The organism is Microbacterium halophytorum (assembly GCF_002970975.1).
Classification (GTDB): Bacteria; Actinomycetota; Actinomycetes; order Actinomycetales; family Microbacteriaceae; genus Microbacterium; species Microbacterium halophytorum.
This window is the reverse complement of record NZ_PNFA01000013.1, coordinates 129942-148195: the sequence shown is the minus strand read 5'-3', so window position 1 is coordinate 148195 and position 18254 is coordinate 129942. Positions and strand designations below refer to the sequence as shown.

Genomic DNA, 18254 nt, shown 5'->3' with positions numbered 1-18254 from the left:
AACAATCGCCGCCTTCACGAAGCGCTCGACTACGCCACCCCGACCGAGATCGAGACCGCCTACTATCAAACCCGTGACGCCGCACTGGCGCTCACATAGACATCGGAACAGAACCCAGGGCGGTTCACAATCCCCGCGATTCTGCCGCGGCTCAGAGATTCTGCCGCGGCCCAGAACCCGCCCGACCACGGTCGGCCCGAGCCGCGAGCGCGGGCTGCACCGCCAAGCGCCAGCCGCCGCCCGATTCCTCCACCGCGCCCTCGAGGCGCAGCAGGCCGAGGGCGGCCGTGACCTCGGCGATCGGCACGCCACTGCGCTCCGCGACCTCGCCGGGCGCCCGCCAGGCGCGCTGCGCGAGCGCATCGCGTACGCGCAGCGTGAGGGGGTCTACGGGCGCGGTGAGCGGCAGGTCGCCGCCCACCGCGCCGGGGTCGATGCCTATCGCCATCAGCTCGCGCACCTCCTGCGTCGTCGTGACGCAAACGGCGTCGTACTCGCGCAGCAGGCGGTGGCAGCCTGCCGACGTCGCCGAGAGCACCGAGCCGGGCACGGCGCCGAGGGGCCTGCCCAGCTCGGCCGCGGCACCCGCCGTGCTGAGGGTTCCCGAACGATGCGCCGCCTCGACCACGATCGTCGCGGCCCCGAGCGCCGCGATGAGCCGATTGCGCTTCAGGAACCTGAATTTCGTCGGTGCGGCGCCCGGCGCGACCTCGCTGACGACGGCGCCCGTCTCGGCGATGCGCTGGAGAAGGTGGGCGTGCCCCGCGGGGTACACGCGGTTGGCGCCTCCCGCCATCACCGCGACGGTGAGGCCGCCCTCGCGCACGGCGGCCCTGTGCGCGGCGCCGTCGATGCCGTACGCGCCGCCCGAGACGATGCCGACGCCGCCGAGCGCGAGCTCCCCGGCGAATTCCCCCGCGATCTGCTCGCCGTATGCCGTCGCGGCCCGTGCCCCGACGATCGACGCGGAGCGCTCCAGCGCGCCGACCGCGGCAGCATCGCCGCGCACCCAGAGCGCGATCGGCGCGTGCGGGCCGAGGTCGGCGAGCCGCGGCGACCAATCCGGGTCCCCCGGCACCAGCAGAGTGAGCGCGGATCGACGCGCGGCGCGCAGCGACTCCGCGACCAGCCGCGGTGCGACGCGGGGCCGCCATCGTTCGAGCGCGGCTCCCCATTCCCGCGCCGAAACTCCCGCGCTCTCCACGACCGAGGTATCCGTGGATCCCGTGACGGGCTTGCGACTGGTCTCCGTGAACGGAGCACCCCCGGTTCCCGCGACCGGCGCCCCCGCCGCGCCTGCGACCGGGCCGCCCGTCGCGTCGGCGTCGGCGACGCGCGCAACAGGTATTCCCCGACCCCCTGAGCGTGCACCCGGTGCCCGGCACCGGCCGCCGGGGTCCGAACCGCGCAGCGCCCGTTCGACAGCGGCGAGCGCCTCCGCCGCGCCGAGTGCCGCGGTCAACTGCCCGGCCACGCCATCGCTCGGCTCGCAGATCGTCGTCCACGCCGCGCGCGCCACGCGCTCGTCCCGCTCGCCGGCTGGCGCCGACGGCCACAGCGCGGCCGCGGCATCACGCACCTCGTCATCCGTTGCGATCATGCTTGTCTCCCGTCTGAATCAACGACCTCCGGCCACGCGTGCGGCCCGCACAGAACCTCGGAATCGAGGAGATCCCGCACAATCGAGGACGAAGCCCGCGGGAAACCCCTCGATACTGCGGTTCCTCCTCGCATGTGCGCGCAGGGTCTCCGCGCGCGTGCGCGCGGCGCGACCCCACCGCGCCGTTCGCTCCCACCGCGCAACCGCACCCCGCGACGAATCGAGGAGATTCCGCAACATCGAGGACGAACTCTCGGGATTCCTCCTCGATCTCGCGCTTCCTCCTCGCATGTGCGCGCAGGGTCTCCGCGCGCATGCGCGCGCCGCCGCCGCGCGCACGAGCGCGACGCGACCCCACCGCGCCGAGCGCTCCCACCGCGCAACCGCACCCCGCGACGAATCGAGGAGATTCCGCAACATCGAGGACGAACTCTCGGGATTCCTCCTCGATCCCGCGCTTCCTCCTCGGAACGGCGCGGGGCGGCGCGTCGGCGTCGGTCGTCACGCTCATCGCTCGGCCCCCGCCTTCAGGAACAGCGCGCGGCCGAGGTCGTTCGCCGTCGGTCGGTCCCGGCCGGCGAGGTCGGCGAGCGTCCACGCCAGCCGAAGGATGCGATCGTAGGCGCGCAGCGTGATGGCGCCCCGCGACAGCGCCGCATCGATCGCGGCCGTCGACTCGCGTGGGATGCGCGGCCCCTCCCGGCGCAGCCACGCGCCGGGCACCTCGGCGTTCCGGCGCCACGGCGTTCCCCGCAGCCTGCGGGCCGCCCGGTCGCGGGCCGCGACGACGCGTTCGCGAGCATGCTCCGAGCTCACGCTCCCCTGCCCGGATGCGTGCGTGACGCGGTTCATCTTCAGCGCGATGTCGATCCTGTCCAGCAGCGGGCCCGAGAGCCTGCGCTGGTAGGTGCGCACGGCGTTCGGGGAGCAGACGCACTCGCCCCCTCGGACGCCGAACTCGCCGCAGGGGCACGGGTTCGTCGCGAGGACCAGCTGGAAGCGCGCGGGGTAGCTCGCCGTGAACGCGGCGCGGTGGATGTCGATGCGGCCGTGTTCGAGGGGCTGGCGGAGCGCATCGAGGACGCCGGCTCGCACCTCTCCCGCCTCGTCGATCATCAGGACGCCGCGGCTCGCGCGCGAGATCACGCCGGGCTTGGAGGAGCGAGATCCGCCCCCGACGAGGGCGGCGAGCGTCGCGGAGTGGTGAGGGGCTTCGAACGGCGGGTGCCGCACGAGGTGCTCGACGGCCTCGCCCGACAGCGAGCGCAGCGCCGCGACCTCGAGCGCCGCCTCGTCATCGAGGGGCGGCAGGATGCCGGGAAGCCGGCTGGCGAGCATCGTCTTCCCAGCCCCCGGCGGGCCGGTCAGCAGCAGGTGATGCCCGCCGGCGGCGGCGACCGTGAGCGTGTCGACGGCCTCCTCCTGGCCGACGACGTCGAGCAGGTCGCCCGGCTCGCTGCGAGGCGCCGGGCGCGCGGCGCGCAGCACCGGTTCCTGCTCCGGCACGTCGACCTCCGCCCCGTGGCCGCGCGCGACCTCCGACAGGGAGACCGCCGCCGTGACCTCGATGCCGGGCACGAGCTCGGCCTCCGCGCGGTTCGCCGCCGGCACGACGACGCGGCGGAAGCCGCGCTGCGCCGCCGACCGCACGGCCGGCAGGACCCCAGCGATCGGGCGCAGCCTGCCATCGAGCCCCAGCTCGCCGAGGTGCACCGTTCCCGAGATGGCCTCGGGCCGGATGACCTCGCCGGTCGCGAGCGCCGCGACGGCGATGCCGAGGTCGAACGCCGAGCCGTGCTTCGGCAGCCCGGCGGGCGAGAGGTTCACGGTGATGCGGCGGGCGGGGAGCTCCAGTTCGGCGTTCTCGCACGCGTTCACGACCCGCCGGGAGGCCTCGCCGAGCGTCTTGTCGGCGAGGCCGATGATCCGGAACTCGGGCGTGTGGGTCGTGACGTCGGCCTCGATCTCGACGATCTCGCCGGCGAGCCCCGTCAGCGCGACGGCCCACGTGCGCGCGACGCTCACCGCAGGTCCGCGATGTGCTCGAGCGACGCGCTGCGCGGGTCGCTGCCGATCAGGGCGACGGCGTCGACGCGCACCCGCCGCCCGCGCGCGATCTCCGGGTGCGCGATCGCCCACAGCCGCGCCAGGCGCCACATCCGGCGCAGCTTGTCACGGTCGATCGCCTCGAACGGGTGGCCGTAGGCGGTGCTGCTCCGGGTCTTCACCTCGACGGCCGCGATCACGGAGCCGCGCGCGGCGACGATGTCGATCTCCCCGGCGCGGCAGCGCCAGTTGCGCTCCACGATGCGGAAGCCGATGCGCGTCAGCTCCTCGGCCGCGCGATCCTCGCCCGCCCGCCCCAACTCGTCCTTGCGTGCCATGCAGCAAGGCTCGCCCGCCGCCTCGCTCGAGCGACAGACTGTGGATCAGGCGCCGCGGGAGATCACGCGGCGCAGGCCCCCTGGGCGCGCCCTGTGAGCGAGGCTCTGCGGGGCCCCGCGACCTACTTGCCGTCGATCGACAGCTCGTCCGGGATCTCGAACTCGCGCAGCGAGAGCTCCTCGATGTTGACGTCCTTGAACGTCAGCACGCGCACCGACTTCACGAAGCGGTCGGCGCGGTAGATGTCCCACACCCACACGTCGCTCATCGTGACCTCGAAATAGAAGTCGTGCTCGGTGTCGTGGCGCACGACACCCACTTCGTTCGCGAGATAGAAGCGGCGTTCCGTCTCGATCACGTAGCGGAACTGGCCGACGACGTCGCGGTACTCCCGGTACAGCGCGACTTCCAGCTCGCGGTCGAAGTCGTCGAAGGAGTCTTCATCCATGGTGCGTCCATCCTACGTGCGCGGCGGCGTGCCCCGCACCGGATGCGCGGCGGCACTCAGAACAGCGGCTGCGGCGGTGCGATCGCCCACGAGCGCCGGTGGTGCTCGCACAGACCGTGGGCGGCGATCGCCGCGCGGTGCGACGCGCTCGCATACCCCTTGTTCCGGTTCCACTCATAGTGCGGGTGCCGCTCGTGCAGCTCGACCATGTGCGCATCGCGCGCGACCTTCGACACGACCGACGCGGCCGAGATCGAGGCGCACGAGCGGTCGCCCTTCACGACGGGCCGCACGTCGAGCCGGGCCGACGCCCACGCGGGAGCCGCCCCGCCCGCGAGCCCGCGGTAGGCCGCCAGCGCGGGGTTGACGTACTCGTGGTTCCCGTCGAGCAGCACGATGCCGACGACCGGGTCGAACCCCTGCTCCGCGACGCCCGCGAGAGCGCGCAGCGCCGCCAGCCCCAGGCCGCGCACGATGCCGAACTCGTCGACCTCGCCGGCGCTCGCCCAGCCGACCGCGGTGCCGAGCGCCCACGCTCCCGCGCGCTCGGAGACGTCCGGCCGCTTCTTCTCCGAGATCAGCTTCGAGTCGCGCAGGCCCGCGGGCACGCTCCCGGATGCCGTGGCCGCGTCGATCACGGAGGCGCCGACGGCGACGGGGCCGGCGAGCGCCCCGCGCCCGACCTCGTCGAGCGCGAAGACGAGCGGCGTGTTCGTCAGGAGGCGCCGCTCGAGGTCGAGCGAGGGCTCGGCGCTCACTGGGCCGCCGGTTCGGGGACCGACGCGAAGTTGTCGGGAGCGCTCATCCAGCCGAAGCGCTCGAAGGGCCAGGTGCGGAAGAAGACGCGGCCGACGACGTTGTCGATCGGCACGAAGCCGTTGCCCGGCTGGTCGCGGTTGTAGCGCGAGTCCTGCGAGTTGTACCGGTTGTCGCCCATGACCCAGATCTTGCCCTCGGGGACGGTGACGTCGAAGGCATCACCCGAGGCCCTCGTCGCGCCGTCCGGGAGCTTTAGGTATTCGCTCTCGTCGACGGCCTTGCCGTTCACCATGATCTGGCCGAGCGCATTGCAGCACTCGACATGGTCGCCCGGCAGGCCGATCAGCCGTTTGACGAGGTGGTCCTCGCTATCCCCCGCCGAGAGCCCGATGAGCGTCAGGAACCAGTCGATGCCCTCCTGCACCGGGGTGCCCTCGGTCTTCGGCGCGTCCTGGAGCCAGCCGCCCGGGTCCGCGAACACGACGATCTCCCCGCGCTCGTAGTCGTTCCACACCGGCGTGATCTCGTCGACGAGGATGCGGTCGTCGATCTGGAGCGTGTTCTCCATCGACCCTGAGGGGATGTAGAACGACCGGACGACGAAGGTCTTGATCAGGAACGACACCAGAACGGCGATCACGACGATCACGAGCACGTCGCGCAGGAAGAGCAGGGCGCCGCCCCTCTTCTTCCCGCCCTCGGCCTCGCGCGGGTCTGCGCCGCCGGCCTGTTCCCGCCGCTCACGCCGAGACGCGGGCGCGCCGGCGGGTGTTGTATCGCTCATGTCGTCCTTCGCTGGGCGCCGCACGGAGCGCCGCCTTCCAGCATTCCATATCGTCCCCGGAGTCCCCCTGCGGAACCGCCGTTCCCCGGCGCGGAGGTCGGCAGCGCGCACCGGACGGCCGCGCGGCACCCGTCGCCGCACGCAGACAGCCCCGCATCCGGATGACCGGATGCGGGGCTGTGGGTCGACGGCCGGTGTCAGCCGTTCTCGCGCTTCTCGCGGATGCGCGCCTTCTTGCCGGTGAGGCCGCGCAGGTAGTACAGCTTCGCGCGACGGACGTCACCGCGGGTGACGCGCTCGATCTTGTCGATGATCGGCGAGTGCACCGGGAAGGTGCGCTCCACGCCGACCTGGAAGCTGATCTTGCGGACCGTGAACGTCTCGCGCACGCCGTCGCCCTGGCGGCCGATCACAACGCCCTGGAAGACCTGGACGCGCGAGCGGTTGCCCTCGATGATGTTGACGTGCACCTTGACCGTGTCGCCGGGGCCGAACTCGGGGATGTCGGTCCGCAGCGAGGCCTGGTCGATGGCATCGATGATGTTCATGTCGGTATCTCTCTGCGCCCGCCGCGGGTCGAGCGCTGTTCAGTGATGAAGAGTTCATCGTGCGATGAGGCTCCGCGCGGGCTCTCACCCGCCGGTCGCCCTCGCCTCCCCCGCAGCAGAGACGAAACGCATGCGTGCAACGGCAGCATGCATCACGGCACAGCGATCCATTCTGCCATGGATCGGGTGCGCACCCAAACCGTCAGCGCTTCGGGTCGTTCTCCGTGATGATGAAGACCTCGCCGCCGTCCGGGCCGTCGTCGCGGCCGTCGGCAGGGCCGGACCCCTCCGAGGCTCGGAAGGTGATGACGGCGGCCTCGCGGCGCAGCTGCCAGAACTGCAGCCAGAACATGCCGAGACCCGCGATGATCGCCGCCGACAGCGTCGCCCCGAGGTAGTCGGCGGGGACCACGACGACGGCGGCCGTCAGGATGTGCCAGACGCCGAAGCCGGCGACGTCGAGCCACGACGCCGCACGGTTCGTTCCGACCGACGGGCGGGCGCGCGTGAGCAGGCCGAGCAGCAGCTCGCAGACGAACACCGAGGGCATCGCGACGAACAGGAGCAGCAGGATCGCGAAGCCGTTCTCCCCGAAGATGCCCCAGCCGATCAGCAGCCAGGCCGGGAGGACGAGTGCGGCGAGCCAGATCCAGCGGTAGAAAGCGCGACGAATGGCCATACCCCAGGGTAAGCCGCCCGGTACCCGTCCATCGTCGGTGCGGGAGAATGGAGTCACATCACCTGGAGGATTCACATGATCGAACTGCGCACGCCTGCCGAGATCGAGCAGATGCGGCCTGCCGGACGCTTCGTCGCCGAGACGCTCGAGACGCTGAAGCAGGAGGTGAAGGTCGGGATGAACCTGCTCGACATCGACCGCCGCGCGCACGACATGATCCGCAGGGCGGGGGCGGAGAGCTGCTACATCGACTACCACCCGTCGTTCGGCGCGATGCCGTTCGGCAAGGTCATCTGCACGTCGATCAACGACGCCGTGCTGCACGGGCTCCCGTTCGATTACAACCTGCGCGACGGCGACCTGGTCACCTTCGACTTCGCTGTCGCGGTCGACGGCTGGGTCGCCGATTCGGCCGTGTCCTTCGTCGTCGGCAGCCCTCGCGACGAAGACCTGAAGCTGATCGAGACCACCGAGAAGGCGCTCGAAGCGGGCATCGCCGCCGCCCGGGTCGGCGGCCGCGTCGGCGACATCTCCGCGGCGATCGCCGAGGTCTCCCACGCCGCCGGCCACACCATCAACACCGACTTCGGCGGCCACGGCGTCGGCCGCGAGATGCACGGCGACCCGCACATCCCGAACGACGGCCGCGCCGGCCGCGGCTTCCCGCTCAAGCCGGGCCTCGTCGTCGCGATCGAGCCGTGGCTGCTGCAGACGACCGACGAGCTGTACACCGACAAGGACGGCTGGACCCTCCGCTCGGGCGACGGCTCGCGCGGAGCCCACTCGGAGCACACGATCGCCATCACGGAGGACGGCCCCATCATCCTCACGGACCGCTCCCACCTCTGAGCCGCTGACGCGGAAGAACCCCGGATCCGAGGATCCGGGGTTCTTTCATGCTCCCATCGGGACTGAGCCGTGCCTGGCGCGGTCAGTTCCCAGGCGGAGGAGTGCAGACGGGCTCCGCCCGTCAATCGACGACAACGCCGGAAATGGCCGTGTCAGGCGCGGCTCAGCGTGCGAAGTTTCCGCGGTAGTACTCGTACACCCATCCCACCAGCGAGACGACCAGGAGGGCGACCGCGAACGGGAGGATGAAGATGCCCACCGCGAGGGCGAGAGCGCCGAGTGCGGCCGCGGCGCCGAGGGCGAGGGGCCACCACGACCACGGGCTGAACTCGCCCAGCTCGGGGTCGTCGTCGTCGATGTCGGCGTCCAGCCGGTCAGCGGCGAGCTCGACGCCCTTCTGGCTGCCGTGCCAGCGGCCGAGGAAGAACGCCACCATGCCCGCCATGAACACGCCGAACAGCAGCGGGATGAACCCGGTCCACTCGACGGCCTTCGTGAAGGTGATCTCCCCCGCCGAGAGCGCATCCCAGTGGATGACCAGGTGCCAGCCGAGGTAGACCACGGCCATCGCCAGGAAGAAGGCGGAGATGAGCCACCAGATGACGGTGTTGGATTTCATCGCTTACTTCGCCTCTCCGGTTGCCGCGGTCGCCGGGACCGGGACGGGGTTGTCCGCGGTGCCGTGGTTCAGGTCGAACGCCGGACGCTCCGAACGGATGCGCGGGATCGACGTGAAGTTGTGCCGCGGCGGCGGGCAGCTGGTCGCCCACTCGAGCGAACCGCCGAAGCCCCACGGGTCGTCGACCGTGACCTTCTTGCCCTTGCGCGCCGTGATCCACACGTTCAGGAAGAACGGCAGCATCGAGGCGCCGAGGATCATGGCACCGATCGTCGAGAGCTCGTTGCCCCACGTCCAGCCGTCGGCGGCCGCGTAGTCCGCGTAGCGGCGCGGCATGCCGTCGACGCCCAGCCAGTGCTGGATGAGGAACGTCATGTGGAAGCCGATGAAGAGCATCCAGAAGTGCACATAGCCGAGGCGCTCGTTGAGCATCTTCCCCGTCCACTTCGGCCACCAGAAGTAGAAGCCGGCGAACATCGCGAACACGACGGTGCCGAACACCACGTAGTGGAAGTGCGCCACGACGAAGTACGAATCGGAGACGTGGAAGTCGAGCGGCGGCGACGACAGGATGACGCCGGTGAGACCGCCGAACACGAACGAGATCAGGAAGCCGAGCGAGAAGAGCATCGGCGTCTCGAACGTCAGCGAACCGCGCCACATCGTGCCGATCCAGTTGAAGATCTTCACACCCGTCGGAACGGCGATGAGCATGGTCATCAGCGCGAAGAACGGCAGCAGCACACCGCCGGTGACGTACATGTGGTGCGCCCACACCGACACCGACAGCGCGGCGATCGCGATGGTCGCGTACACGAGGGTCTTGTAGCCGAAGATCGGCTTCCGGCTGAAGACCGGGAAGATCTCGGAGACGATGCCGAAGAACGGCAGCGCGATGATGTACACCTCGGGGTGCCCGAAGAACCAGAACAGGTGCTGCCAGAGGAGCACACCGCCGTTGGCGGGGTCGTACACGTGCGAGCCGAGGATGCGGTCGCTCGCCGCGGCGAGGAGCGCCGCCGCGAGAACGGGGAACGCGATCAGGATGAGCAGGCTCGTGACGAGCGTGTTCCAGCTGAAGATCGACATGCGCCACATCGTCATGCCGGGCGCGCGCATCGTGATGATCGTGGTGATGAAGTTCACGGCGCCGAAGATCGTGCCGAAGCCCGAGATGCCGAGGCCCATCATCCAGAGGTTGCCGCCGAGGCCCGGCGAGAACGAGGCGTTGGCGAGCGGCTGGTACGCGAACCAGCCGAACGACGCGGCGCCCTGCGGGGTGAGGAAGCCGGCGACGGCGATGACCGAGCCGAACGTGAACAGCCAGAAGGCGAAGGCGTTCAGGCGCGGGAACGCGACGTCGGGCGCGCCGATCTGCAGGGGCAGGAGCGCGTTCGCGAAGCCCGCGAACAGCGGCGTCGCGAACATCAGCAGCATGATCGTGCCGTGCATCGTGAACAGCTGGTTGTACTGCTCGTGCGTCGGGACGACCTGGATGCCCGGCGCGAACAGCTCGGCGCGGATGAGCAGCGCCATCACGCCGCCGAGGAGGAAGAAGATCACCGACGAGATCAGGTACATGTACCCGATCGTCTTGTGGTCAGTGGAGGTGATCCACTTGACGATGATGTTGCCCTTGTGCTCCGTGCGGTTGCCGCTGAGAAGCGCCGCCTGGCGCGCCGGCATCACCGGCTCGTGACTCGATGTCATGGTGCTCAGTGCCCCTCTTCTTCGGCCGCAGTGCCCTCGGTGCCCGGCAGGTTCTGCAGGCGGTCGTACGCGTCGTTGATGTCGCCGGTCTGGCCCTCGGCCTCGAGCTCGTCGAGGTACGCCTCGTACTCGGACTCGCTGACGACGTCGACCTCGAAGAGCATCGCGGAGTGGTACTCGCCGCAGAGCTCGGCGCACTTGCCCTGGTACGTGCCCTCACGGGTCGGGATGAAGGACCACGAGTTGTCGTGACCGATGTACATGTCCTTCTTGTACAGGAAGTCGATGATCCAGAAGGAGTGGATGACGTCGCGCGACTGCAGGTCGATCGTGACCTTCTTGTCGACGGGGAGGACGAGCCGCGGGAGCTGGTCCTCGTCGACGTTGCCGTCGTCGTCGACCTGGGCCTGGATGCCCATGGTCCAGACGGCGTCGGAGTTGTCCTCCTGCTCGCCGTCGTACTGGAAGTCCCACGCCCACTGCTTGGCGATCGCCGTGATCGAGACGTCGGGCTCCGCCCACGGCTCCTCGATCTTCGTCTGCTCCCGCGCCGTGAAGGCGAACAGGCCGATGATCAGGATCAGGGGCACCGTCGTGAAGAAGATCTCGATCGGCATGTTGTAGCGCAGCTGCACCGGGAGGCCGGTCTGGCCCTTGCGGCGGCGGTACACGATCATCGCCCAGAGCATCAGGCCCCACGTGATGATGCCCACGACGAGCGCGGCGATCCAGGACCCCGTCCAGAGGGTCGCGATGCCCTCGGTCTGGTTGGTGGCGGGAGTGCCGTCCTCGGTGAATCCGGGAAGGTATCCGTGAAGTTCCGCTGGGGTGCACCCCGCAAGGGCGACCAGGGAGGCGGCTGCGATGGGTATCGCGGCCCAGCGGAGGCGACGTTTCGACGGCACGTACTTCACCTTTCGAACATGGTTGGGGCGGGAATCAGTCTACGGCACATGCTCACCCGATTCAGGCCACTCTCACAGCGTGTGGAGCGGCATCCGGCGCGCCGCACGGCGAACGGCCCCGCACCGACGGGCGCGGGGCCGTTCGCAGAGGATCAGTGGAAGCTGTCGCCGCAGGCGCAGGAGCCCGAGGCGTTGGGGTTGTCGATCGTGAACCCCTGCTCGCTGATGGTGTCCTTGAAGTCGATCGCCGCACCGTCGAGGTACGGAACCGACATGTTGTCGACGATGACCTCGACGCCGCCGAAGTCGACGGTCTCGTCGCCCTCGAGGATGCGCTCGTCGAAGTACAGCTGGTAGATCAGGCCGGAGCATCCGCCGGGCTGGACGGCGACGCGCAGACGCAGGTCGTCGCGGCCCTCCTGCTCGAGCAGGCTCTTCACCTTGGCGGCGGCGGCGTCCGTGAGGCTCACGCCGTGCGCGCGGGTCTCGGCGTCGATCGTCAGGGTGTCACTCATGACGTCTCCTTCTCACTTCTGGTTTCGCCCGTGCGATTGCGCACAACGGCCTTCTACAGATTGTAGACGCGGATCCGTGCCGAGGGCGAACGCCCCGCGCGGCGCGGCCCGTCAGCGGTCGTTCATCCGACCGAGGAGGAGCGTCTCCGACACGATCGCGCGCCGGAAGGTGTCGAGGTGGAGCGACTCGTTGGGGCTGTGCGCCCGCGAGTGCGGGTCCTCGATGCCCGTGACGAGGATCTGGACCCCCGGGTACCGCGCTGCGAGGTCGGAGACGAACGGGATCGATCCGCCCACGCCGTAGTCGACCGGCGCCCTGCCGTATCCGTCGGCCATCGCCTCGCGCGCCGCGGTCACGGCCCATCCGGAGGTGTCGACGAGGAAGCCGTCGCCGTTGTCGACCTCGCTGAACTCCAGTTGGGCGCCGAAGGGCGCGCTGTTCTCGAGGTGCGTCCGGATGGCGCGGTACGCCTCGTCGGAGCTCTGCCCCGGAGCGACCCGGCAGCTCACGACGACGGTGATCTCGGGCGCGAGCGTGTTGCTGGCGGCGGCGACCGACGTGTGATCGATGCCCGTCACCGTGATCGATGGCTTGTTCCAGATCCGCGACAGGATCGTGCCGCTGCCCGCGGGCGACACGCCGTCGAGCAGGCCCGCCTCGTCGCGCAGCGTCGCCTCCTCGTACGCCGGCGTCTCGGCGTCGCGCTCGGCGAGGCCGTCGACCGCGACGGATCCGTCGTCGTTCCAGAGCGTCGCGAGCAGCTTCACGGTCGCCATCATGGCGTCGGGCACCGCTCCCCCGAACATGCCGGAGTGCGACGCGTGATCGAGCGTGCGCACCGTCAGGTGGAACTTGGCGTTGCCGCGCAGGGAGACCGTCACGGCCGGCGTCTCGGAGTCCCAGTTGCCGGAGTCGGCGACGACGATCACGTCGGAGCGCATCTCGTCGGCGTTGTCATCGAGGAACTGCGCGAACGAGCGCGATCCGAACTCCTCCTCGCCCTCGACGAAGAGAACGAGCCCCAGGTCGAGATCGTCGCCGAGCGCCTCGTGCAGCGCCCGCAGGGTCGCGATGTGCGTCATGATGCCCGCCTTGTCGTCGGCGGCACCGCGGGCGTACAGGCGGCCGTCGCGCACCGTCGGCTCGAACGGCGGCGTCTTCCACAGCGCGTCGTCACCGGGGGGCTGCACGTCGTGGTGCGCGTAGAGCATCACGGTGGGCTTGCCGTTCCGCGCCGCGCGCGTCGCGAGGACGCCCGGCTGGCCGAGCTCGTCGGTGCCGGGGATCCGCGCCCTGTGGATGCGCACGTCGTCGAAGACGCCCGTCCCCCTGGCGAGCTCCGCAACCGCCTCGGCGCTGCGCACCAGCTGGTCCTGGTCGAAGGCGGGCCAGGCGATGCCGGGGATGCGCACGAGGCGGCCGAGGTCGGCGAGCGCCGCGGGCACGCCGTCTTCCGCCGCGGTGGTCAGATGGGAGTCCGGATTCTCTGCGGAGGTCATGCGGGTATCCTATTGAGTGATCCGGATCGAAGTATTTGAGGTGCTGCCCCGTGGCCAAGACCCCCGCCCCCAGCGAGAACGACGCGTCGATGCCGACCGTCGGCAAGGGACGCCCGACCCCCAGCCGCGCCGAGCGCGAGGCGGCCAACCGCCGCCCGCTCGTCGCGAACACGAAGGAAGCGAAGCAGCGCGCCCGCGCCGACCTCCGCGCGAGGCAGGACCGGGCGCGCATCGGCCAGGCCAACGGCGAGGAGAAGTACCTCCAACCGCGCGACAAGGGGCCCCAGCGCCGCTTCGCCCGCGACTTCACCGACGGGCGCTTCCACCTGGGCGAGATGCTGATGCCGGCCCTGATCGTCATCCTGATCGCGACGATGTTCCTGCCGTACGCCGTACAGTTCTACGGCATGCTCGCGCTGTGGGTCTTCGTCCTGTTCACCGTCGGCGACATGATCATCCTCTCGCGCAGCGTCAAGAAGGCCGCCGCCGAGAAGTTCGGCCTCGAGCAGCGCGAGAAGGGCCTCGGCTGGTACGCGTCGATGCGCTCGATGCAGATGCGCTTCATGCGCCTGCCGAAGCCGCAGGTGCGCATCGGCGGCGCGCCGAAGTAGCGCCCGTCCCGCACGCGCAGAACGCCCGCTCCCGGTCAACCGGAGCGGGCGTTCTCGTCGTCCGCCCTACCGACCGGCGAGACCGCGGTTGATCTCGCGAGCCCAGAGGGGGCCGCGGTACAGGAACGCCGTGTAGCCCTGCACGAGGGTAGCGCCGGCGTCGAGCCGCTCGCGCACATCGGCCGCCGTCTCGACGCCGCCGACCGAGATGACGCAGAAGTCTTCGTCGGGAACCTCGTTCCGGATGACGCGGAGCGCCTCGAGGGAGCGCTCGCGCAGCGGCGCTCCCGACAGGCCGCCGGCGCCCGCCGCCGAGATCGTCGCGAGGTCGGCCGTCAGGCCGTCGCGGGAGATCGTGGTGTTGGTGGCGATGATGCCCGCCAGGCCCAGCTCGCGCGCCATGGCCGCGACGGCCGCGATCTCGTCGTCCGGCAGGTCGGGGGCGATCTTGACGAGCATCGGCGTCGCGCCGGCTGCCTCGCGCACGGCCGTCAGCAGCGGCCGCAGCGTCTCGATCGCCTGCAGGCCGCGCAGGCCCGGCGTGTTCGGCGACGACACGTTCACGGCCAGGTAGTCGGCGAGCGGCGCCAGCATCCGGGCGCTCGTGACGTAATCCGCCGTGGCGTCGTCGACATCGACGACGCGGCTCTTGCCGATGTTCGCGCCGACGACCGCTCCCCCGCGGCGCAGCTTCGCGAGGCGCCGCGCCGCCGCCCGGGCTCCGCGATTGTTGAAGCCCATCCGGTTGATGACGGCGCGGTCGTTCACGAGGCGGAACAGGCGCGGCTTCGGGTTGCCGTCCTGCGGGATCGCCGTCACAGTGCCCGCTTCGATGTGGCCGAACCCGAGCGCGTCGAGGCCGCGCACGCCGACGACGTTCTTGTCGAAGCCGGCGGCGACACCGAACGGGCTCGGGAACGTGCGGCCGAGCGCCGTCACCTGCAGCTTCGGCTCCGGCTTCGTGAACGCGCGCACAAGGGGTGCGAAGGGCCTCATGCCCGCGACCCGGATGACGGCCATACCGAGGTGGTGGGCGGTCTCGGGGTCGAGCTTCGACAGCACGGTGCGGAACAGCAGGGGGTACATTCTCACTCCTCGGACGGGGCGGCCGGATCGACGGCGCGGTCTGCGTGGTCCGCGCGCAGGGAGGCGATCGCCGATTCGAAGTCCTCCAGGGAATCGAACGCCTGGTAGACGCTCGCGAAGCGCAGGTAGGCGACCTCGTCGAGCTCGCGCAGCGGCCCGAGGGTGGCGAGGCCGATCTCGTTCGCGTCGATCTGGCTGAGGCCCGTCTGGCGCACCGCCTCCTCGACCTTCTGGGCGAGCACGGCGAGGTCGGCGTCGGTGACGGGCCGTCCCTGGCAGGCCTTGCGCACGCCGAGTACGACCTTGTCGCGTGTGAACGGCTCGACCGCGCCCGACCGCTTGATCACGTTCAGGCTCGCCGTCTCGACCGTCGAGAAGCGCTTGCCGCACTCGGGGCACTGGCGGCGGCGCCGAATGGACAGGCCGTCATCGCTCGTGCGCGAGTCGATCACACGGGAGTCGCCGTGCCGGCAGAACGGGCAGTGCATCAGGCGCTCCTGGCGGTCACGGCCTCGCCGTGGGCCGGGAGGTCCTCGGCCTCGGCGAGCGCGACGATCGCCTCCGAGACGCCGCGGAGCGCCTCGCTCGAGTACTCGATCACCTGCTGCGAGCGGAGGAAGGTCGCCGCACCGAGGCCGGCGGCGTAGCGCGCTTGGCCGCCCGTGGGCAGCACGTGGTTCGAGCCGGCGAGGTAGTCGCCGAGGCTCACGGGGCTGTGCGTGCCCACGAAGACGGCGCCTGCGCTGGTGTAGCGCGCCGCCGCATCCGGGGCGTCGGCGAGGTGCAGTTCGAGGTGCTCGGGCGCGTAGGCATTGCTGAACGCCTCGGCGGCCGCCGCATCGTCGACGAGAACGATGGCGGACTGCTCACCCGTGAGCGCCGCGCGCACCCGCTCGGCGTGCCTCGTGGCCGCCGCGACCTTCACGACCTCCGCCGCGACCGCGTCGGCGAGCGAGGCGGAATCGGTGACGAGCACGGCCGAGGCCTGCTCGTCGTGCTCGGCCTGGCTGACGAGGTCGTAGGCGATGTGACGGGGGTCGGCGGCGGCGTCGGCCGAGATCAGGATCTCGGTCGCGCCCGCCTCGGCGTCGGTGCCGACGATGCCCGCGACGACCCGCTTCGCCGATGCCACGAAATTGTTGCCGGGCCCCGTGACGACGTCGACGGGGTCGAGGCCGAGACCGGCGACGCCGTGGGCGAAGGCGCCGATCGCACCGGCGCCGCCCATCGCGTACACCTCGTCGATGCCCAGGAGCGCGGCGGCCGCCAGGATCGTCGGGTGCACGCGGCCTCCGAAGGCGGCCTGCGGCGGCGAGGCGAGCGCGACGGAGGCGACGCCGGCGACCTGCGCGGGGACGACATTCATCACGACGCTCGAGGGGTAGACGGCCTTGCCGCCGGGCACGTACACGCCGACGCGGGCGACGGGCTGCCAGCGCTGCGTCACGGTCGCGCCCGGCGCGAGCTCCGTGGTGCGGGCGGGCGGCACCTGCGCGGCCGACGCCGTGCGGACGCGGCCGATCGCCTCGTCGAGCGCCGCGCGCACCTCGGGCTCCAGCCCGGCGAGCGCCTCCGAGAGGTGCTCGGCCGGCACCCGGATGTCGTGGCCGACGGCGCCGTCGAAGCGCTCGGCCTGCTCGCGCAGGGCCTCCTCGCCGCGGGCGGCGACGTCGTCGACGATCCTGCCGGCCGCCTCGAGGGCGGCCTGCCGTGCGGCGGTCGCCCTCGGCACCGCCGCGAGCAGTTCCGCGGGCGACAGCTCGCGCCCTCGTAGGTCAATCGTGCGCATCTCGTGCTCCTCGTCAGCCCCGGGTGATGCCGGAGGTGTCGTGCAGGTACCCGATCCGGCCGTCGTCGTGGCGGACGACGAAGACGTCGCCTCGTTCCTCCAGAACGAGCGCCCACGCCGTCGGCCCGATGCGGAAGACGGGCTCCCCCGCCGCGTCGACGGCGTCGCGCTCCTCGGGCGCCAGCGCCCAGAACGGCTGCGCGTTCGTGACGGGCAGGGACTGCGGATCGAACGCGGCAGCGCTCGGCTCCGCCGCGGCATCCTGTGCATCGAGGACGACGTTCGCACGCGTCGCGTCATCCTCGCGCAGGACCGTGTCGCCGTCGATACCGTCGTCTTCCGGCGCGCTCAGAGCCGCGCCGGGCGCGGTCTCGGGAGCTTCCGCCGCGGGTTCGGGCTCCGGCGCCGGCTGCGCGGGGCCCGCGGTCGGAGGCTGGTCGGCGCCGACGACGGGGGCCGCCTCGGTCGCGGGCGCCTGGGCGGCGAACTGCTGGCCGGCCGTCGGTCCCTGCGGGGCCGACTGACCCTGGACCGGCTGACCTTGGGGCGCCCATCCCTGAGGCCCGTAGGGGTTCGGCTGCTCCGGCTTCGGCGCACGGACCAGGCGCGGTGCCGGGCGCGCCGCGCGGACGGCAGGCGTCTCCTCGCGCGCGTCGAAGTCACCGCGGAACGGCGGCACGAACGGGGCGACGACCGTGAAGAACACGCCCGCGATCGCGAGGATGCCGGCGATCCACGCCGTCCACGTGATGTGTGCGCCGACGCCGCCGCTCGTGAGGAGCACGGAGAGCATCGCGCCCCAGTAGGCGAGCGCGTACAGGGAGAACGCCACGGAGGCGAACTGGTCGATGCCGAGCGAGCCGATGCGCAGTGTCGCGACGGCGGGAACGAAGCGGCGCAGGATGACCAGCGCGGTCGCCGCGACCATCGCGATCGCCGCAGCGACGGCGACGAGGCCCTGGTTCCAGATCGGGAGGTAGATCTGCGGCGCCGTGAACGCGAAGTCGCCGCCGTCGAAGGCGTAGATCGAGAAGAACGAGAAGACGACGGAGAGCAGGCCGACGCTGGCGAGGATCAGCTCGCGCAGGGTGAAGGCCCACACCGCCGGAACGCCGTCGCCGGGGCGCAGCGGGGCCGGCTTCGGCTTCTGCTGGGGTGCCGGCTGCTGCTGCGGCAGGAAGCTCTGCCTGCCCGCATACGGGTCTCCGTGCGGCGCGCCCCATCCGGGCTGGGCACCCTGGGGCTCACCGGGTGCTCCCCACCCGGTCTGGGCGGCGGGCGCCTGTTGCGGAGCACCCCAGGCGGACTGCTGCGGAGCCGCGGCCGGCGGGGCTCCCCAGCCATGGGGCGCACCCCAACCCTGCTGCGGCGGTGTCGGGGCGTGCTGCGGCGCGCCGGGCTGGCCCGGCTGACCGTACGTGTTGTCGGACACGGTGCGTCGTCTCCTCTGCTGCTCGCGCGAGCGGC

The 18254-nt window shown here is 71.1% G+C and carries 19 protein-coding genes; 2 read left to right on the top strand and 17 right to left on the bottom strand.

Features of this window, described 5'->3' with window-relative positions; translation table 11 throughout:
- Nucleotides 1–151: 151 nt before the first annotated feature.
- From dprA to C0010_RS12685, 8 genes are all read right to left on the bottom strand, one after another.
- Nucleotides 152–1600 (bottom strand): DNA-processing protein DprA, encoded by a 1449-nt coding sequence (gene dprA / locus C0010_RS12720; RefSeq protein ID WP_232531949.1) that lies wholly within the window; start codon nucleotides 1598–1600, stop codon nucleotides 152–154.
- A gap of 507 nt (nucleotides 1601–2107) precedes the next feature.
- The gene (locus C0010_RS12715) at nucleotides 2108–3625 is read right to left on the bottom strand and encodes a YifB family Mg chelatase-like AAA ATPase (RefSeq protein WP_105567458.1); all 1518 of its coding nucleotides are present in this window, start codon (nucleotides 3623–3625) and stop codon (nucleotides 2108–2110) included.
- Complete coding sequence (locus tag C0010_RS12710; protein WP_105567457.1) at nucleotides 3622–3984, bottom strand: YraN family protein; 363 nt, start codon at nucleotides 3982–3984, stop codon at nucleotides 3622–3624. Before C0010_RS12710 ends, C0010_RS12715 begins: the two co-directional genes overlap by 4 nt.
- Nucleotides 3985–4106: 122 nt before the next feature.
- Nucleotides 4107–4433: a DUF2469 family protein gene (locus C0010_RS12705; RefSeq protein WP_105567456.1), complete on the bottom strand. Its 327-nt coding sequence runs from the start codon at nucleotides 4431–4433 to the stop codon at nucleotides 4107–4109.
- Nucleotides 4434–4489: 56 nt separating this feature from the next.
- On the bottom strand, nucleotides 4490–5191 hold the full coding sequence (locus tag C0010_RS12700; RefSeq protein ID WP_105567455.1) for a ribonuclease HII: 702 nt from the start codon (nucleotides 5189–5191) through the stop codon (nucleotides 4490–4492).
- Complete coding sequence (gene lepB / locus C0010_RS12695) at nucleotides 5188–5976, bottom strand: signal peptidase I (RefSeq protein ID WP_105567454.1); 789 nt, start codon at nucleotides 5974–5976, stop codon at nucleotides 5188–5190. Before lepB ends, C0010_RS12700 begins: the two co-directional genes overlap by 4 nt.
- Nucleotides 5977–6173: 197 nt before the next feature.
- The gene (gene rplS / locus C0010_RS12690; protein ID WP_105567453.1) at nucleotides 6174–6524 is read right to left on the bottom strand and encodes a 50S ribosomal protein L19; all 351 of its coding nucleotides are present in this window, start codon (nucleotides 6522–6524) and stop codon (nucleotides 6174–6176) included.
- 202 nt (nucleotides 6525–6726) lie between these two features.
- Nucleotides 6727–7203, bottom strand: coding sequence for an MFS transporter permease (locus tag C0010_RS12685; protein ID WP_105567452.1), 477 nt, complete (start codon nucleotides 7201–7203; stop codon nucleotides 6727–6729).
- Between the two features lie 75 nt (nucleotides 7204–7278).
- Here C0010_RS12685 and map point away from each other — a divergent pair, with 75 nt between their 5' ends.
- Nucleotides 7279–8052, top strand: a complete 774-nt coding sequence (gene map, locus C0010_RS12680) for a type I methionyl aminopeptidase (protein WP_105567451.1) — start codon at nucleotides 7279–7281, stop codon at nucleotides 8050–8052.
- A 163-nt stretch (nucleotides 8053–8215) separates the two neighbouring features.
- Here map and ctaF read toward each other — a convergent pair whose 3' ends face one another.
- The 5 genes from ctaF to C0010_RS12655 all read right to left on the bottom strand — a co-directional run bounded on the left by ctaF (nucleotide 8216) and on the right by C0010_RS12655 (nucleotide 13301).
- Complete coding sequence (ctaF, locus tag C0010_RS12675) at nucleotides 8216–8671, bottom strand: aa3-type cytochrome oxidase subunit IV (protein WP_105567450.1); 456 nt, start codon at nucleotides 8669–8671, stop codon at nucleotides 8216–8218.
- A gap of 3 nt (nucleotides 8672–8674) precedes the next feature.
- Nucleotides 8675–10357 carry an aa3-type cytochrome oxidase subunit I gene (gene ctaD, locus C0010_RS12670; RefSeq protein WP_105567449.1) on the bottom strand — a complete coding sequence of 561 codons (1683 nt, stop codon included), beginning with the start codon at nucleotides 10355–10357 and terminating at the stop codon, nucleotides 8675–8677.
- Nucleotides 10358–10386: 29 nt separating this feature from the next.
- Nucleotides 10387–11286, bottom strand: coding sequence for an aa3-type cytochrome oxidase subunit II (gene ctaC / locus C0010_RS12665; protein WP_105567470.1), 900 nt, complete (start codon nucleotides 11284–11286; stop codon nucleotides 10387–10389).
- Nucleotides 11287–11438: 152 nt separating this feature from the next.
- Nucleotides 11439–11801, bottom strand: a complete 363-nt coding sequence (gene erpA / locus C0010_RS12660; protein WP_105567448.1) for an iron-sulfur cluster insertion protein ErpA — start codon at nucleotides 11799–11801, stop codon at nucleotides 11439–11441.
- A gap of 111 nt (nucleotides 11802–11912) precedes the next feature.
- A complete protein-coding gene (locus C0010_RS12655) occupies nucleotides 11913–13301 on the bottom strand; it encodes a dipeptidase (RefSeq protein WP_105567447.1) in 1389 nt (462 codons plus the stop codon).
- Between the two features lie 50 nt (nucleotides 13302–13351).
- Between C0010_RS12655 and C0010_RS12650 the strand changes: the two genes are divergently transcribed.
- Nucleotides 13352–13912, top strand: a complete 561-nt coding sequence (locus tag C0010_RS12650) for a DUF3043 domain-containing protein (RefSeq protein WP_105567446.1) — start codon at nucleotides 13352–13354, stop codon at nucleotides 13910–13912.
- Between the two features lie 66 nt (nucleotides 13913–13978).
- On the opposite strand, the gene C0010_RS12645 is transcribed toward C0010_RS12650, so the two are convergent.
- Genes C0010_RS12645 through C0010_RS15315 form a run of 4 tightly spaced genes read right to left on the bottom strand, consistent with a single transcriptional unit; the run spans nucleotide 13979 to nucleotide 18219 of the window.
- Entirely contained in the window at nucleotides 13979–14998 is a 1020-nt protein-coding gene (locus C0010_RS12645; protein WP_105567445.1) for a quinone-dependent dihydroorotate dehydrogenase, read from the bottom strand.
- Between the two features lie 2 nt (nucleotides 14999–15000).
- Nucleotides 15001–15486: a transcriptional regulator NrdR gene (gene nrdR, locus C0010_RS12640; protein WP_105567444.1), complete on the bottom strand. Its 486-nt coding sequence runs from the start codon at nucleotides 15484–15486 to the stop codon at nucleotides 15001–15003.
- Nucleotides 15486–16787 (bottom strand): histidinol dehydrogenase, encoded by a 1302-nt coding sequence (gene hisD, locus C0010_RS12635; protein WP_105567443.1) that lies wholly within the window; start codon nucleotides 16785–16787, stop codon nucleotides 15486–15488. The genes nrdR and hisD overlap by 1 nt, the downstream gene beginning before the upstream one ends.
- A gap of 13 nt (nucleotides 16788–16800) precedes the next feature.
- On the bottom strand, nucleotides 16801–18219 hold the full coding sequence (locus C0010_RS15315; protein ID WP_232531948.1) for a hypothetical protein: 1419 nt from the start codon (nucleotides 18217–18219) through the stop codon (nucleotides 16801–16803).
- Nucleotides 18220–18254: the final 35 nt, after the last annotated feature.

Excerpts from the sequence above, each read along its gene's own strand:
- C0010_RS12710 (WP_105567457.1), bottom strand. The coding sequence starts at position 3,984 with ATGGCACGCAAGGACGAGTTGGGGCGGGCGGGCGAGGATCGCGCGGCC.
- ctaD (WP_105567449.1), bottom strand. The coding sequence starts at position 10,357 with ATGCCGGCGCGCCAGGCGGCGCTTCTCAGCGGCAACCGCACGGAGCAC.
- rplS (WP_105567453.1), bottom strand. The coding sequence starts at position 6,524 with ATGAACATCATCGATGCCATCGACCAGGCCTCGCTGCGGACCGACATC.
- C0010_RS12655 (WP_105567447.1), bottom strand. The coding sequence starts at position 13,301 with ATGACCTCCGCAGAGAATCCGGACTCCCATCTGACCACCGCGGCGGAA.
- map (WP_105567451.1), top strand. The coding sequence starts at position 7,279 with ATGATCGAACTGCGCACGCCTGCCGAGATCGAGCAGATGCGGCCTGCC.
- C0010_RS12705 (WP_105567456.1), bottom strand. The coding sequence starts at position 4,433 with ATGGATGAAGACTCCTTCGACGACTTCGACCGCGAGCTGGAAGTCGCG.
- nrdR (WP_105567444.1), bottom strand. The coding sequence starts at position 15,486 with ATGCACTGCCCGTTCTGCCGGCACGGCGACTCCCGTGTGATCGACTCG.
- hisD (WP_105567443.1), bottom strand. The coding sequence starts at position 16,787 with ATGCGCACGATTGACCTACGAGGGCGCGAGCTGTCGCCCGCGGAACTG.
- C0010_RS12685 (WP_105567452.1), bottom strand. The coding sequence starts at position 7,203 with ATGGCCATTCGTCGCGCTTTCTACCGCTGGATCTGGCTCGCCGCACTC.
- erpA (WP_105567448.1), bottom strand. The coding sequence starts at position 11,801 with ATGAGTGACACCCTGACGATCGACGCCGAGACCCGCGCGCACGGCGTG.
- C0010_RS12645 (WP_105567445.1), bottom strand. The coding sequence starts at position 14,998 with ATGTACCCCCTGCTGTTCCGCACCGTGCTGTCGAAGCTCGACCCCGAG.
- lepB (WP_105567454.1), bottom strand. The coding sequence starts at position 5,976 with ATGAGCGATACAACACCCGCCGGCGCGCCCGCGTCTCGGCGTGAGCGG.
- ctaF (WP_105567450.1), bottom strand. The coding sequence starts at position 8,671 with ATGAAATCCAACACCGTCATCTGGTGGCTCATCTCCGCCTTCTTCCTG.
- dprA (WP_232531949.1), bottom strand. The coding sequence starts at position 1,600 with ATGATCGCAACGGATGACGAGGTGCGTGATGCCGCGGCCGCGCTGTGG.